Raw genomic sequence first — 14,809 nt, forward strand, 5'->3', positions numbered from 1 at the left:
TGGAGAACGTATAACGAGAACGTCTATTCTCTACCAGCGCTCAGCAAGGTAGAGAACGAGCGTTCTCGACGTCAAGGAGCCCAGGATGCCGGCCCCGATCACCGAGGAGCGGAACCGCCGGGACCGCGAGGAACTGCTCGACGCGGCCGAGCGGCTCCTCTACGCGCGGGGCGTCCGCGCGGTCTCCATGGACGAGATCCGCGCGGCCTCCGGGCTTCCGCTGAAGCGGATCTACCGGTTCTTCGCCACCAAGGAGGAGCTGGTGGTGGCGATGCTGAGACGCCGCGACCTGCGGTGGCGGGGGAATCTGGCCACCCATGTGGAGCGGGTCGCCGACCCGTACGAGCGGGTGCTCGCGGTCTTCGACTGGCTCGCCGGGTGGTTCGCCGAGCCCGGGTTCCGGGGGTGCGCCTGGATCAACGCCTTCGGTGAGCTCGGCGCGTCGTCCGAGGCGGTGCTGGCCGAGGTCAGGGCGCACAAGCGGGCCTTCCGCGACCAGCTCGGGGCCTGGGTCGGCGCCACCGGGGTGCCGGTGGCCGAGCCGGTCTTCCTGCTCGCCGAAGGGGCCATGGTGACCGCCGCGATCAGCGGCGACCCGGCCCCGGCCCACCAGGCCCGCGCGGCCGTGGCCCGGCTGCTCAGTCCGCCCTGACCGCCCCCACCGTGAAGGTGTCCCCGCAGACCCGGGGTTCCGAGGTGGCCAGCGTCATCGCGTCCGTGGAGCCGGGCGGATAGACCTGGAGCAGGCTGGGCCTGGCCCAGCAGGAGTCGCCCTTGATGCCCTGGTTCAGGGTGTGCAGCGTGACATACGCGGTGACGCCGGGCTTCAGGTTGACGGCGGGGAGCTGCCCGCCCTCCCGGGTGGCGGGACGGCCGATGGGGGCGCCGTCGCCCGCGAGCAGCGAGACCCCGGGGAAGCCGCGCAGGGTGCAGGGGGCGGACCCCTTGTTGACGAGGCGCAGATCGTAGTAGACCTGCCCGGCGCCGGGGTTCGGCGAACTCAGGCTCAGCCCGAGCCGGGCGGCGGTACAGCGGGCGTACGAGGTGGCCGACTGGGTCCCGACGGAGGAGTTCCCCGTTGCGGAGGGCGCGGCGGGCGCCGAGGGGGCAGCGGAGCCCGCCGTGTCCGTCGTCCTCGGCGCGGTGGCGGAGGCGCCACCGGAGGAGGCTCCTCCGGAGGAGTCGGCGCCGGCGGAGGCCGCGCTCGGCTCCCCCGCCGCGCCGGTGCCCGAGGGCGCGCCGGCCGAGGCCGACGGGGCCGGGTCGGCCGAGCCGCCGGCGGAGCCCCCGCCGCTGCCGCAGGCGGCGGTGGCCACGGCCAGCAGGGTCGCGGTGGCGGCGAGCGCCGCCGTACGCCACGCCCGGCGGCCTCCGGCGCGCCGGGCGGGTGCGCCGGGGCGCCCGCGTCGTGGCGGCGTCTCCCCGGAGTTCTGGAAGTGCTCGGACATGTACTCCACCTGTCCCTTCGCCTCGCGCGATACCCGACCGCGTATACCCGGCACAAACCCCTTCATCGCACATATACCCGAAAGTTGCTGAAATACGGCCCTCTGCCGTATCCGGAGGGCGTGGCCGGTCCTCCGGAATCTCGTCTTCCCGGTCGGACGGGGCGGAACCACCGGCCGTGCGGTCAGCTCCGGGAGGGTGCCACGTCTCCGCCGATCGGGTGCGGCGCCTCCGCCGGGACGGGAGCGTCCGCGCGGGCCGCCCGGCGGGCGGTCGGGCGGGGAGCCACGAGGAGCAGCCCGAGCGTGATCCAGACATAGGCGTTGGCCCCGAGGACGGCGTCGGGCCCGGTCGAGTCCCACCGCCAGAGCCAGACGACGCTGCTGCACAGCACCACGTACAGCGCGGTCCACACCGCCCGTCCGAGCCGCCGCCGCTCGCCCGGCAGGGGTCGTACGAACACCGCGTCCGCCAGGACGATCAGCGCCGGGATCAGCCAGACGAGGTGGTGCACCCAGGTCACCGGGGAGACGAGACAGGCGGCGAGGCCGGTCAGCGCGAACCCGGCGCGGTCGTCGCCGTCGCGCGCGGCGGCGCGGGCGCGGTACGCCCAGAGCGCGAGCACCACGAGGACGCAGACGGCCCAGAGGGCACGGCTCGGGTGGTCGGGCTGGAGCCGGGCCAGGACGCCCTGGAGCGACTGGTTGGAGACATAGCCGAGTTCGCCCACCCGGTCGGTGTCCCACAGGGCCTCGGTCCAGAAGGCCCGGGAGGCGTCCGGGTCGACGAGGGCGGCGAGGAGGGTGGCGCTGGCCGCCGTACCGCCCGCGACGGCGGCCTGCCGCCGCCGTCCGGTGATCAGGAGATAGCCGATGAAGAGCCCGGGGGTGAGCTTGATCGCGGTCGCCAGGCCGATCCCGATCCCGGCGTACCGGGCGTGCCGTCCCGCCAGCAGCCGGGCGTCGGCGAAGACGAGCGCCACCAGGACCAGATTGACCTGGCCGAAGCTGAAGGTGTCCCGGACGGGTTCGAGGAGCGCGAAGAGACACCCGGTGACGGTGAGGACGAACCACTCCCGCCCGACCGGGTCGTCGGCGGCCCCGCCGCCCCCGGCCGCGCCCCCGGCGCCCTTGCCGCCGGTACGGTCCGCCGCACCCGCCCCGTCCGCAAAGCGCGTCCTGTCCGTCGCACCCGCCCCGTCCGCAGCGCGCACCCCGTCCGTCGCACCCGCCCCGTCCGTACGCCCCCGCCGCGCCGCCAGCGCGCGCCGGACGACCGGGACGGCGAGCCAGTGCAGCAGCAGCGCGGAGGCCAGCGCGCTCAGCAGGATGCTGACGCCGACCGCCACCGGCCAGGGGACGAGCGCCATGGGCACCATCGCCACGGCGGCGAAGGGCGGGTAGGTGAACCCGTAGTGGGTGCCGGGTTTGAGGTAGTCGTAGATCCGGCCGCCGTGCACCCAGTCGTCGACCGTGCCGTAGTAGACGGCCACGTCGAAGAAGTCCCGGTGGAGCGGGACAAGGGCGAGGAAGGCGGCGGTGGCGGCGGCGAGGAGACCTGCGGTGAGCGCCCGGCGGACCGGGGTGGCCACGGCGCGCCGGAGCGGTGCCGCGCTCATGACGCGGTCCGGGTACGGGAGAGCAGCGTCGCCGGGTCGGACATCTCGAACATCCACCACAGGGCGAGCAGCGCGAGCGCCCCGCCGCCGACGGCGAGGGTGAGCTGGAGCGCGTCGGGTGGTGAGCCGCTGGGCAGCAGGGCGAGGGCGAGCACCCCGCTGCCGCCGGCGGCCCACCGCCTGACCCGGCCCTCGGGCGCGGCGGCGGCGATCAGGAACAGCCCCCACAGCGCGTACCAGGGGCGGAACGCCGGGCCGAGGGCGAAGACCGCGAGCAGGCTGAGGGCGAGCGCGTACACCGGTCCGAGGCGCTCCCTGCGCAGCCAGAGCACCCCGACGGCGACGGCGGTGGCGACGAGGCCGCACCAGCGCCAGACGGGGACGGCCAGTTCGCCGAGGCCGGTGCCGGCCGCGTCCAGCAGGGCGCCGCTGAGCCGGCCGAGTCCGCTGGTGAGGGACCAGTTTCCGGCGGAGACGGGGGTGTTGAGGGTGGCGAGCCAGCCGTATCCCGTGCCGGTGACGGCTGTCACCAGGGCGGTGGTGGCGAGGGCGACGGCGCCGGTCAGCGCGATCGCCCTGATCCCCCGGGCGCGGCCGGTCAGTTGGCCGGACCAGAGGGCGGCGACGGCGAGCAGCCCGAGGGCGGCGGGCGCCTTGACCAGGGCGGCGAGCGTGATGAGGACGGTGGCGCGGAGCGGCAGCGCGCCGAGGGCGGCGACCAGTCCGGCGCCGAGCAGCCCGAGCATCAGCGCGTCGTTGTGGGCGCCCGCGACCAGGTGGAGCAGGACGAGCGGGTTGAGCGCGCCGAGCCAGAGCGCGGCCGCGCGGGAGACCCCGCAGCGGTCGGCGAGGAGCGGCAGGAAGACGGCCATCAGCGCGACGCCGAGGAGCGCGACCAGGCGCATCCCGAGGACGCCGGAGGAGAGCCCGGTGGGGGCGAGCTGGTCGGGCACGAGGTCGGTGGTCCTGGCGGCGACGGCGAGGAAGACCGGACCGTACGGCGCCGGGGTGTGCAGCCAGACGGGCGCGACCTCGGCGGCGAGCGGCCCGCCCAGCAGCGCGGGCCCGTGGCGGTAGACGTCGATCCCGGTGTCGACCATGGCGCCCTGGGCGAGGTAGCTGTAGACGTCCCGGCTGAACAGGGGCGGCCCGACCAGCAGCGGCGCCGCCCAGACGGCGAGCGTGGTGAGCAGTTCGCGGGGCGCGGGCGGGCGCGCGGAGCGCACCGCGCGCCCCAGCCACCACCAGGCGGCGATGAGCAGGACGAGCCCGAAGTACGCGCAGAGCAGGCCCAGGGCGCCCCGGCCCGAGGTGGGCAGCGGCGTGTCACGGACCGGCAGGGCGCCCGCGGTGACACCGCCCGCGGTCAGCGCGACGGTCCCCACGAGCCCCACGATCCGGCAGCGATCGGGTTTCACATCGGCGTTCAGGGCGAGCATTCGTGGAGGCTCGCAGGAGGGGATGGCCGGGAGGCGACGCCACCGCCACGTACCGGTGGCGGGCGCGTTGCGAACGGCGCGGGGGTGGTACGGGAGGACCGGGCCTCCCGTACCACCCCTCCCGTACCGTCAGCGCCGCGCGTGCGCCGGCGGGGTGTACGAGGCGAGATAGCCGCCGGCCGGGGTGCCGACGCCCGTCACGTCGTCGTAGCCCGCGACGGCCGCCAGCGAGCTGTCGGCGCCGAGGGTGCGTACGGAGGTGACGATGCCGTCCGCCGCGTCCTGCCCGTTGACGAAGTCGTTCCGTACGACGGCGAGGCCGCGCCCGGCGCCCAGCGGGTGGTCGGTCACGTCGTGGTAGGCGGCGGTGGCGTACCGCTGGTAGATCGCGGGGTTGGCGAAGCCGACCGGCACCCCGTGGCGGGCCTGCTGGGCGAGCGCCTGGATGCCCGCGATGACGGGGGCGGCGAGCGAAGTACCGCCGATGCGGTACTCGTCGTACCCGAGGGTGCCGTCGGCGAGCGTCTGGGTCTGGCCGACCAGGAAGCCGGTGTTGGGGTCGGCGACTGCCGCGATGTCGGGGGTGGTGCGCATCGGGGCGCCGCCGTGCGCGCGGGCGAGCCGGCCGGGGACGACGGTCCGCTGGTAGAAGGGCTGCGGCACGGTCGCGCTGGTGCCGCCGCCCGCGCCGGAGGTGAAGGGTCCCGGGAACCCGTCCCAGCGGGTGCGGTCGGCGGAGAGCGGGGCGCGCAGGGTGCCCCAGCCGGTCTCCCACTGGTACGTGTCGCCCTTGCCGACGGCGAGGGAGGTGCCGCCGACCGCGGTCACCCACGCCGAACTGGCCGGGATGTCGACCTGCTTGGTGCCGGTGGCGGCGACGTTGTCGCCGGAGTCGCCGGAGGAGAAGTAGAAGCCGATGCCCTCGACGGCGCCGCGCTGGAAGATCTGGTCGTAGGCGGCGGCGGAGGCGGGGGTCTGGTTGGACTCCACATCGCCCCAGGAGTTGGAGACGATGTCGGCGAGCCGGCCGTCCACGATCCGGCCCAGCGCGTCGATGAGGTCGTCGTCGAGGCAGGAGGAGGCGCCGACGTAGAGGATGTCCGCCTCGGGCGCGACCGCGTGCACGGCCTCGACGTCGAGGGTCTCCTCGCCGTACCAGCCGGCGGCGCCGCACTCCTCGGTGTACCGGTAGTCGGACGGTACGAGCTGGGAGAGCTGGCCGGGACGGTAGGCCCGGTCGCCGTTGCGCCGTGCGTAGGTACGGGCGTCCTGGTCGATGGTGGGCGAGGCGTACGCGTCGGTGATGGCGACGGTGACGCCCTTGCCGGTGTGGTTCTTCGCCCCGTAGGCGGCCCTGAGCTGCTTGCCGGTGTACCCCTTCACGGCGTACGGGGCCTTCGTGCCGTACGCGGAGGGGAGGTTCGGGTCGGTCCGGGAGCCGTAGGAGGAGGAGAACGGGCCGGCGTTGCGGAAGACGTCGTCCGGGGGCGGCAGGGTGTCGTCGTGGGTGGCCCGGTGCGGTGCGTTGTCCAGACCGGTGACGGTGAGGACGGCGCCGTTCAGCGCGCCGGGGACCGAGGGGGTGGTGTCCGGGGCGCGGTAGGTGTGGCCGTCCTTGGTGTAGTGGCGGAGATGGGTGGCGAAGGCCTTTCCGGCGGCCCCGGCGTCGCCGCGCACCGTCAGATAACGGCTGTTGGCGGCGGTCACCTTGAGTCCGGCCGCCGTCAGCCAGGCGGTGACCCGGGTTGTCTGCTCCGGAGTGGCGCCGAAGCGCTCCTCGGTCTGCCGGGCGCTCAGATAGTGGCCGTACGCGGCGTTCCCGGGGTCGGAGACCGCACGGGCGAGGCGGGCGAGCCCGGCGGCGTCCCGGCCCGCGAGATAGACGCGGGCGGTGACGGGGGTGGTGGCGGGGACGCCGCCCCGGTCGGCGCGGGGCGTCGCCCAGAGCGGTTGGGTGCCGTGAAGGGTGTCGCGTCCGGCGGGCCCGGTGTCGGCGCCTGCGGACGGGACGCCGAGCGCGAGGGCACCGACGACCAGCGGCAGGGTCGCCGCCCAGGTCAGTGCGGTGCGCGGGCGCGGTCGGCTGGATCTCATGGAACCCCCTGCGGTGTGAGGGCACCGGCACGCGTGAACCGGCGCTGCGGGCCGCCTGGTTGGGGCCCACGGGTACCGTTCACTCTTGCGATCAACTGTTCATCAGAGGGACATGCGCCGGCCAAAGGAAACCCAAAGACACGTCATGTCCCGCTCAACCCGGGCGGCCGGGCACAGCCCCGCCCCCGGGCGTTCCGCTCGCCGGAGCGGGGCGCGGCCCCGGTGCCTCCCCGGTCACCGGAACCGCGCCCTCCCCCCTTTCTCCTCCCCCGGCCTGCGCCCCCGGCCGGTTCGCGCGGTCAGTCGCGCGGCGGCAGCGTCCCGTTCCGGGTGAGCTTCGCGTACCAGTGCGCGCTGGACTTGGGGATGCGGCGCTGGGTCGCGTAGTCGACGTACACCGTGCCGAAGCGCTTGCTGTAGCCGTACCCCCACTCGAAGTTGTCGAGCAGCGACCAGAGGAAGTACCCCCGCACGTCCGCCCCCGCCTCGATCGCCCGGTGCACGGCGGTCAGATGGCCGTGCAGGTAGGCGACCCGCTCCGGGTCGCGGACCGCGCCGTCGGGGCCCGCGTAGTCGTCGAAGGCCGAGCCGTTCTCGGTGATCATCAGCGGCAGCCCGGGGTGGTCGTCCCGTACCCGCAGCAGCAGTTCGTAGAGTCCGCTCGGGTCGATCGTCCACCCCATCGCGGTCCGCTCGCCGGGGGTCTGGTGGAAGGCGACGTGGTCGGCGCCCGGCCAGGGGGTGTGGTCGCTCGCGCCGTGCCCGTCGGCGCCGTGGAGGGGCGGCCCGTCGTGGTGCGAGACGAGCGTGGGCGAGTAGTAGTTGACGCCGAGGATGTCGAGCGGCTGGTGGATGAGGGCCGGGTCGCCGTCGTGCACGAAGGACCAGTCGGTGACGGACGCGGTGTCCTCGATGACATCGGCGGGGTAGGCGCCGCCCAGCATGGGGCCGGTGAAGACCCGGTTGGCGAGGCCGTCGATCCGGCGGGCGGCGTCGCGGTCGGCCGCGCTGTCGGTGAGCGGCCGTACGTGGTGGAGGTTGAGGGTGACGGAGATCCGGGCGTCCTCCGGCAGCCGCTCGCGCAGCGCCGCGACGGCGAGCCCGTGGCCGAGGTTGAGGTGGTGCGCGGCGCGCAGCGCGTCGGCGGGGTCGGTACGGCCGGGGGCGTGCACGCCCGAGCCGTAGCCGAGAAAGGCGCTGCACCAGGGCTCGTTGAGGGTGGTCCAGGTCTTCACCCGGTCGCCCAGCGCGTCCGCGACCAGACCCGCGTACTCGGCGAAGCGGAGCGCGGTGTCCCGCTCGGGCCAGCCGCCCGCGTCCTCCAGGTGCTGCGGCAGGTCCCAGTGGTAGAGGGTGACGACGGGTTCGATGCCCTTGGCCAGCAGCGCGTCGGCGAGCCGCCGGTAGAAGTCGAGCCCCTTCGCCGAGGCGGGGCCGCGTCCGGTGGGCTGGACGCGGGGCCAGGAGACGGAGAAGCGGTACGCGCCGACCCCGAGGCCGGACATCAGCTCGATGTCCTCGGGCCAGCGGTGGTAGTGGTCGGTGGCGATGTCGCCGGTGTCGCCGTTGCGCACCCGGCCCGGGGTGTGGGAGTAGGTGTCCCAGATGGAGGGGGTCCTGCCGTCCTCGTCGACGGCGCCTTCGATCTGGTACGCGGCGGTCGCGGTGCCCCAGAGGAAGTGCGGCGGGAAGCGGAGCGGCGCCGCGGCGTCCGGGGATACCGCAGGGTCCAGGGCGCGCCCGGTGGGAGGTGCTGAGGTGGCCACAAGGGTCCTTCCGCAGAGATCGAACGGTGTGGTGCGTGGGTGGGTCGAGGAGGGGCGCGGGACCGGGGACCGAGGGGGCGTCGGCCCGTACGGTACGGCCGCCCCGTACCGGAACGGTCAGCCCTTGACGGCGCCCTGCATGATGCCGCCGACGATCTGCCGGCCGAAGACGATGAACATCGCGAGCAGCGGCAGGGTGCCGAGCAGCGCGCCGGCCATGATCACGGACTGGTCGCGGACATACCCCGCGCTGAGCTGGGTGAGGGCGACGGGCACGGTCGGGTTGGTCATGTCCAGCGCGATGAAGGGCCAGAAGAAGTCGTTCCACGCGTGGACGAACGTGATCATGAAGAGGACGGCCATCGGGGGCCGGGCGATCGGCAGCACGATGGACCAGAAGATGCGGAGCGAGTGCGCGCCGTCCAGCCGTCCGGCCTCGATGAGTTCGTCGGGCAGCGCCTCCTTCAGATACTGGCGCATGAAGAAGACCCCGACGGCGCTCACCAGGGTCGGGAAGATGACGGACGGGAGCCGCTGGCCCCACCCGAGGTCGGCCATCATCATGAAGAGCGGCACCACGCCGAGCTGCGGCGGTACCAGCATCGTGCCGATGACCATCATGAGCAGGATGTTGCGGCCCCGGAAGCGGAGTTTGGCGAAGGCGAAGCCGGCGAGGGTGGCGAAGAAGACGGTCGACAGGGCGATCACCCCGGCGACGATCAGGCTGTTGACCATCGCCTGCCCCATCGCGGCGTCCCGCCACGCCGTCCCGAGGTTGGTGAGCAGGTTGGGGCCCGGCAGGAACGGCGGCGGGGTCTGGGAGACCCGGGTGTTGTCGGTCGAGGCGGCCACCATCGTCCAGTACAGCGGGAAGAGGGAGACCAGCGCGGCGAATCCGAGCAGGACATAGGCGAGCGGCCCCGCGTGGTGCTGCCGCCCGGCGCCCGGCCGCAGGGCGCGCGCGAACCGGCGCCCGCCCCGCGTCTGCGGGCGGGGGGTGGTCCGGTCGCCGACGCCCGCCCGGACCTGTGCGATATCGGTGGTCATGGGGGTGCTGCTCCCTGGTCAGGACGTACGGGACGTGAAGCGGGCGACGAGGCGCTGGAGGACGAAGACGAGGATCAGGATGAGGAACATCGCCCAGGCGATCGCCGAGGCCCGCCCCATCTGGTAGTTCTTCCAGCCCTCTTCGTAGAGCAGCAGACCGAGCGTCTGGTACTGGTTGTCGGCGCCGCCGCTGATGCCGTTGGGGCCCTGACCGAAGATCAGCGGCTCACCGAAGAGCTGGGTGGCGCCGATGGTGGAGAGCACGATGGTGAAGATGATCGTGGCGCTGATGCCCGGGATGGTGACGGTGCGGAACTGCTGCCAGCGGGACGCGCCGTCGATGGCGGCGGACTCGTAGAGGTCCTTCGGTATCGCCTGCATGGAGGCGAGGTAGAGAAGGGCGTTGTAGCCGGTCCAGCGCCAGATGACGATGGTGGAGACGGCGAGCTGGGCGGGCCACTTCTGGCTCTCCCAGTCGACATGGTCGATGCCGAGGAGCCCGAGCCCCCAGTTGATCATGCCGAAGTCGCGTTCGAAGAGCATGGTGAAGACGAGGGCGGCGGCGCCGATGGAGGTGGCGTACGGGGTGATGACGGCCACCCGGAAGAAGGCGGAGCCGCGGAGCCGGTAGTTGAGCAGATGGGCGAGGCCGAGCGCCATCAGCAACTGCGGGACGGTGGAGATGACACCGATGGTGAAGGTGTTGGTGAGGGCGTTCCAGAACCGGTCGTCGGCGATCAGCTCCGTGAAGTTGGCGAGCCCGCGCCACTCCATGGTGTCCATGGTGGCGAGTTCGACCCGGTGCAGGGAGATCCAGAAGGTGTAGAGCAGGGGGTAGATCCCGAAGGCGGCGAAGATCAGGAAGAACGGGGCGATGAAGCCGTACGGCACCGCCCCGATGTCCAGGCGGTGCAGGAGGTTACGCCGTGCCTGCCGGGACGCCCCGCCCCCCGTGCCGCCCGGGGCGGGAGGACCGGCTGACGCGGGGTGCGGGCGTCCGCCCGTGGGGGCGGCGGGGGTGGAGGTGGCCACGTGGGCTTCCTTCCGGTGGAGTGATCGGTGGGGCGGGCCCGGTCCGGCGGGAGGGGTGGCGGTGGTACCCGTGCTGCTGGGGGTACGGGGCCACCCGTACCGCCGGACCGGGCCGTTGACCTGTGGTCGGGGCAGGACCGGCCCGGTGGTGACGGCGCCGGCGGGCCGACGGCGGGACCGGCCGGCGGGGCGGGCAGGGCCCGGGACCGGCGCCCCGCGACGGTCCCGCGGGCGGAACGGCGTCAGCGCGTCAGCTTCTCGATGCGCTCGTCGGTGGTCTTCCAGGCCTCGTCCGGATTCTTGCCCTGCTCGACCAGTTGCAGCCCGGCCGAGAAGGTGTCCTTGATGCTGCCGTCCTTGCGCCCGAGGATCTGCTCGTCCGGGATCTCCTTCGCCGCGTCCCCGAAGATCTGGCCGATCGGCGCGTCGCTGAAGTAGGGCGACGTGCCGGAGGAGACCTCGGGGGTGTCGATCGCCTTCTTCGACGACGGGAAGTTGCCGAGCTTCTCGAAGATGTACGCCTGCTGCTCGGGCGCGGTCAGCCAGGCGACGAGCTTCTCCGCCTCCTTCTTGACCGGGCTGCTCTCCATCACCCCGAGGAACGAGCCGCCCCAGTTGGCGCCCTTGGGCGCCTTGGCCACGTCCCACTTGCCCTTGTTGGCGGGGCCCGCCTTCTCGCTGATGTGGGCGAGCATCCAGGCCGGGCAGACGGCGGTGGCGAAGGTGCCGTTGGCGAGGCCCGGGTCCCAGCCGGGCTGGAACTGGCGGAGCCGGGCGGTGAGTCCGGACCGCGCGGCGTCCACCGAGAGCTTCCAGGCGTCCGTGACGACCGGGTTGTCGCGGTAGACCAGCTTGCCGTCCTTGTCGTAGAACTGCTTGTCACCGCCGTAGATCATGGCGTTGAAGAGCCCGCTGGCGCTGTCCATGAAGGCGACCTTCTTGTCCTTCGAGTTCGCCTTGAAGTCCCGCCCCGCGTCGACGTACTTGGACCAGTCCCCCGCCCACAGCTTCGCCACCTCCTCACGGTCGGTGGGGAGTCCGGCCTGCTCGAAGAGGTCCTTGCGGTAACAGACGGCCATGGGGCCGATGTCGGTGCCCAGGCCGAGGAGCTTGCCGTCCTTGGTGGTGACCTGGCTCGACTTCCACGGGAGGAAGTGGGTGAGGTCGCCGTCCTTGGAGAGGTCGGCGAACGCGTCGGCGCGGGTGTCCACCAGCTCCTTGGCCCGGCCGATCTCTATGCCCTGGATGTCCTTGAGGCCGCTGCCCGCGGTGAGGTGGGTCTGGAGCGCGGTGTAGTAGCTCTGCTCGTCACCCGCCACATCCGCCTTCACGACGATGTCCGGGTTCTCCTTCATGTACCGGTCGAGGAGATCGGTCTCCTTGATCCCCATGACCCCGAAGAGGCCCATGGTGATGACGGTCTTGCCGTCCTCCGTACGCGCCTTGTCCGCGTCCGAGCCGCTGGAGCAGCCCGCGACCAGGACGAGGGAGACCGCGACCGAGGTCACGGCGGCGAGGGTGGACCCTAAGCGTCTGCGGGCAGTGCCCATGTGTGTTCCTCCTGGCGGCGGCGCGCGGAAGGGCGCGGCCACGGCTCACGTTCGACTGACTGGGAGACCGCTCCTGACAGAAACTGGGAGCGCTCCCAACGGGTTGTGGAAGACTCTTCGGTGAACACCGGCCTGTGTCAAGAGTCGAAGTCGGTTCCGTTGCGTGAATGTGTCCGAATCCAGGGCGGGTTCGGCCGGATCCGGCGTCGGCCAGCACAATCTCCTGGTGGGCGTCCCGGCGCCCTCCGGGGGCGAGAGTCAGGAGACGTGATGAGCAGCCGTAAACCGCCCGGCAGAAGGCCAACTCTTGAAGCGGTGGCCCAGCTCGCGGGGGTGGGGCGTGGCACGGTCTCGCGGGTCGTGAACGGCGCGCCGGGCGTGAGCGCGAAGGCGCGGGCGGCGGTCGAGGCGGCGATCGCGGAGCTGAAGTACGTACCGAATCCGGCCGCGCGCTCGCTGGTGACCAGCAGGACGGACAGCATCGCGCTGGTGATCCCGGAGTCGGAGAGCCGGCTGGCCTCGGAGCCGTACTTCTCCGCGGTGATCCGGGGGGTGAGCACGGAACTCGCCGACACCGACATGCAGTTGCTGCTGATCCTGGTCCGCAACCGGCGGGAGCGGGAGCGGCTGACCCGGTTCGTGGAGGCGCACCGGGTGGACGGGGTGCTGCTGGTCTCGGTCCACCGGGACGACACGCTGCCGGAGTTCCTGGAGAAGCTGCGGATACCGACGGTGCTGGCGGGGCGGCGGGCCGTCGGGGAGCCGCTGAGCCATGTCCGCTCCGACAACGCGGGCGGCGCGGCCCAGGCGGTACGCCATCTGCTGGCCCAGGGCCGTACGGCGGTGGCCACCATCACCGGCCCGCTGGACATGGACGTCGGCGGCGACCGGCTGCGCGGCTGGCGCGAGGCCCACGCCGAACGGGGCCTGGCCCCGGACGAATCCCTGGTGGCCCCCGCGGACTTCACCGAGGAGGGCGGCCGGGCCGCGATGCGCGCGCTCCTGGAACGGCGTCCCGGCCTCGACGCGGTCTTCGCCGCGTCGGACGTGATGGCGGCGGGCGCGCTCACCGAACTCCGGGCGCGGGCCCGGCGTGTCCCCGAGGACGTGGCGGTCGTGGGCTTCGACAACTCGATGGTGGCGCGCCATACGGTCCCACCGCTGACCAGCGTGGACCAGCCGTCCGAAGAGATCGGCCGGGCCATCACCCGCCTGCTCCTGGACGAGATCGCGGACCTCGACCGCCCCCGCCGCCATGTGGTCCTGCCGACGACGCTGGTACGCCGCGAGAGCGCCTGAGGGGCGTACGGCGTGTCGCGCGACCTCCGCCAGGTCGCGCGACGTACGGCACGCGGGCCGCGACCGGTGACGGGCGTGTCCCGGGAGAACACGACACGCCGGGGCTCGTTCGCACCGTCCGACGAGCACGGCTCCCACCGGGGCCCGGCCCCTGCCGCCGGAGCCCGGGCGCGGCCCGCGTGCCACGGCCCGGCGGGGGCCCGACCAGCGCGCGACCGGCGACCGGCGACCGGCGGGATCCGGAGCCAGGTCCGCCCGGTCAGGCCCCCGGGGAGCCAGGCGCCGAGGGCCGGGCCGGGGCGGTCAACGGCCCCGGCCCGGTGGTCGGTCCGGTGTTCAGTTGGCGGAGGCGAACGCGTCGACGCCGGTCAGCTCCGCGGAGAGGCGCCAGAGGCGGGCCGCCTGCTCGGGGTCGATGGCGTAGCCCCGTACGCCCGCGCGGGACGAGCCGTCCTCCGGGGCGACCCCGGCGATGTCGCAGTCCTGGCAGTAGACGCCGCCCTCGTCGGCGAGCCGGGGCGAGGTCGCCGCCCAGACCTGGGTGGCCGCGCCCTGTTCCGGGGACTTGAACGCGGGGTCGAGCGGGTTGCCGTCCTCGTCGATCCAGCCGGCCGCGACCATCTCCTCGCGGGCCAGGTGGCGTTGGAGCGGGGTGAGGATGCCGCCGGGGTGGAGCGCGAACGCCCGTACGCCGGACTCCCTGGCCAGCGCGTCGAGATGGACGGCGAAGAGCACGTTGGCCGTCTTCGCCTGGCCGTACGCCTGCCACTTGTCGTACGTGCCGCCCTGCTCGAACATCACATCGTCCCAGCGGACCGGGGAGTTGTGGTGCGCGGCGGAGGAGACCGAGACGACCCGGGCCCCGCCGGGCGCGATCGCCGGCCAGAGCCGGTTGACGAGGGCGTAGTGGCCGAGGTGGTTGGTGGCGAACTGGGCCTCCCAGCCGGGGCCGACCCGGGTCTCGGGGCAGGCCATGATCCCGGCGTTGTTGATGACGATGTCGAGCGAGCGCCCCGTGGCGAGGAAGCGTTCCGCGAAACCCCGGACGCTGTCGAGGTCGCCGAGGTCTGCCTCGTCGACCTCGGCGTTCTCGATGCCGGCCAGTTGCTTCCGCGCGGCGTCGGGGCGCCGGGCGGGCACGACGACCCGGGCACCGGCCTCGGTGAGCGCGCGGGTGGTCTCCAGGCCCAGGCCGGAGTAGCCGCCGGTGACCAGGGCCAGCTTGCCGCCGAGGTCGATGCCGCGCACCACCTCCCGCGCGGTGCTGTCGGCGCCGAACCCGGATCCGATCGGGTGCTGCGGGGTGCGGTGCGGTGCTGCCTCGTTCTGTGCGGATGTCATGCGACGCAGGCTACGAATTCGAGCACGCTCGAAGTCAAGCCTGCCGACAGGCACCGGCCACCGCTTCACCCGCCCGGCCACCCGACCGCTCGACCACCCGACCGGCCGGCCGCCCGGCCACCCCGTCACCCGGCCGACCGGCTGCGCGAGAGTCGAATCCACCAGCGGCTCCCCGCC

11 protein-coding genes are annotated in these 14,809 nt (G+C 73.3%); 2 read left to right on the forward strand and 9 right to left on the reverse strand.

From position 1 onward, the window contains the following. Positions 1-85: 85 nt before the first annotated feature. The gene (locus AB0O07_RS35035) at positions 86-652 is read left to right on the forward strand and encodes a helix-turn-helix domain-containing protein (RefSeq protein ID WP_365641317.1); all 567 of its coding nucleotides are present in this window, start codon (positions 86-88) and stop codon (positions 650-652) included. On the opposite strand, the gene AB0O07_RS35040 is transcribed toward AB0O07_RS35035, so the two are convergent. The 8 genes from AB0O07_RS35040 to AB0O07_RS35075 all read right to left on the reverse strand — a co-directional run bounded on the left by AB0O07_RS35040 (position 639) and on the right by AB0O07_RS35075 (position 11,992). Beyond that, positions 639-1,448, reverse strand: coding sequence for a DUF4232 domain-containing protein (locus tag AB0O07_RS35040; RefSeq protein WP_365641320.1), 810 nt, complete (start codon positions 1,446-1,448; stop codon positions 639-641). The two genes, AB0O07_RS35035 and AB0O07_RS35040, sit on opposite strands and share 14 nt — an antisense overlap. A 182-nt stretch (positions 1,449-1,630) precedes the next feature. Next, positions 1,631-3,064, reverse strand: coding sequence for a glycosyltransferase 87 family protein (locus AB0O07_RS35045; RefSeq protein ID WP_365641322.1), 1,434 nt, complete (start codon positions 3,062-3,064; stop codon positions 1,631-1,633). Beyond that, positions 3,061-4,503, reverse strand: a complete 1,443-nt coding sequence (gene mptB, locus AB0O07_RS35050; protein WP_365641325.1) for a polyprenol phosphomannose-dependent alpha 1,6 mannosyltransferase MptB — start codon at positions 4,501-4,503, stop codon at positions 3,061-3,063. The genes AB0O07_RS35045 and mptB overlap by 4 nt, the downstream gene beginning before the upstream one ends. Before the next feature lie 129 nt (positions 4,504-4,632). After that, the gene (locus AB0O07_RS35055; RefSeq protein WP_365641328.1) at positions 4,633-6,597 is read right to left on the reverse strand and encodes a S53 family peptidase; all 1,965 of its coding nucleotides are present in this window, start codon (positions 6,595-6,597) and stop codon (positions 4,633-4,635) included. Between the two features lie 299 nt (positions 6,598-6,896). Further along, entirely contained in the window at positions 6,897-8,330 is a 1,434-nt protein-coding gene (locus AB0O07_RS35060) for a GH1 family beta-glucosidase (RefSeq protein ID WP_365641424.1), read from the reverse strand. Between the two features lie 150 nt (positions 8,331-8,480). Beyond that, complete coding sequence (locus tag AB0O07_RS35065) at positions 8,481-9,410, reverse strand: carbohydrate ABC transporter permease (RefSeq protein ID WP_365641331.1); 930 nt, start codon at positions 9,408-9,410, stop codon at positions 8,481-8,483. Positions 9,411-9,428: 18 nt separating this feature from the next. Next, positions 9,429-10,442, reverse strand: a complete 1,014-nt coding sequence (locus tag AB0O07_RS35070) for a sugar ABC transporter permease (protein WP_365641333.1) — start codon at positions 10,440-10,442, stop codon at positions 9,429-9,431. 242 nt (positions 10,443-10,684) lie between these two features. After that, positions 10,685-11,992, reverse strand: coding sequence for an extracellular solute-binding protein (locus AB0O07_RS35075; protein ID WP_365641335.1), 1,308 nt, complete (start codon positions 11,990-11,992; stop codon positions 10,685-10,687). Between the two features lie 270 nt (positions 11,993-12,262). Between AB0O07_RS35075 and AB0O07_RS35080 the strand changes: the two genes are divergently transcribed. Further along, positions 12,263-13,291 (forward strand): LacI family DNA-binding transcriptional regulator, encoded by a 1,029-nt coding sequence (locus AB0O07_RS35080; RefSeq protein WP_365641337.1) that lies wholly within the window; start codon positions 12,263-12,265, stop codon positions 13,289-13,291. Positions 13,292-13,627: 336 nt separating this feature from the next. On the opposite strand, the gene AB0O07_RS35085 is transcribed toward AB0O07_RS35080, so the two are convergent. After that, complete coding sequence (locus AB0O07_RS35085; protein WP_365641340.1) at positions 13,628-14,632, reverse strand: SDR family NAD(P)-dependent oxidoreductase; 1,005 nt, start codon at positions 14,630-14,632, stop codon at positions 13,628-13,630. Positions 14,633-14,809 lie beyond the last annotated feature (177 nt).

Origin of the sequence: Streptomyces sp. NPDC093085, from assembly GCF_040683935.1 — a bacterium.
Taxonomy (GTDB): domain Bacteria; phylum Actinomycetota; class Actinomycetes; order Streptomycetales; family Streptomycetaceae; genus Streptomyces.

Excerpts from the sequence above, each read along its gene's own strand:
- AB0O07_RS35035 (WP_365641317.1), top strand. The coding sequence starts at position 86 with ATGCCGGCCCCGATCACCGAGGAGCGGAACCGCCGGGACCGCGAGGAA.
- AB0O07_RS35040 (WP_365641320.1), bottom strand. The coding sequence starts at position 1,448 with ATGTCCGAGCACTTCCAGAACTCCGGGGAGACGCCGCCACGACGCGGG.
- AB0O07_RS35045 (WP_365641322.1), bottom strand. The coding sequence starts at position 3,064 with ATGAGCGCGGCACCGCTCCGGCGCGCCGTGGCCACCCCGGTCCGCCGG.
- mptB (WP_365641325.1), bottom strand. The coding sequence starts at position 4,503 with ATGCTCGCCCTGAACGCCGATGTGAAACCCGATCGCTGCCGGATCGTG.
- AB0O07_RS35055 (WP_365641328.1), bottom strand. The coding sequence starts at position 6,597 with ATGAGATCCAGCCGACCGCGCCCGCGCACCGCACTGACCTGGGCGGCG.
- AB0O07_RS35065 (WP_365641331.1), bottom strand. The coding sequence starts at position 9,410 with ATGACCACCGATATCGCACAGGTCCGGGCGGGCGTCGGCGACCGGACC.
- AB0O07_RS35075 (WP_365641335.1), bottom strand. The coding sequence starts at position 11,992 with ATGGGCACTGCCCGCAGACGCTTAGGGTCCACCCTCGCCGCCGTGACC.
- AB0O07_RS35080 (WP_365641337.1), top strand. The coding sequence starts at position 12,263 with ATGAGCAGCCGTAAACCGCCCGGCAGAAGGCCAACTCTTGAAGCGGTG.
- AB0O07_RS35085 (WP_365641340.1), bottom strand. The coding sequence starts at position 14,632 with ATGACATCCGCACAGAACGAGGCAGCACCGCACCGCACCCCGCAGCAC.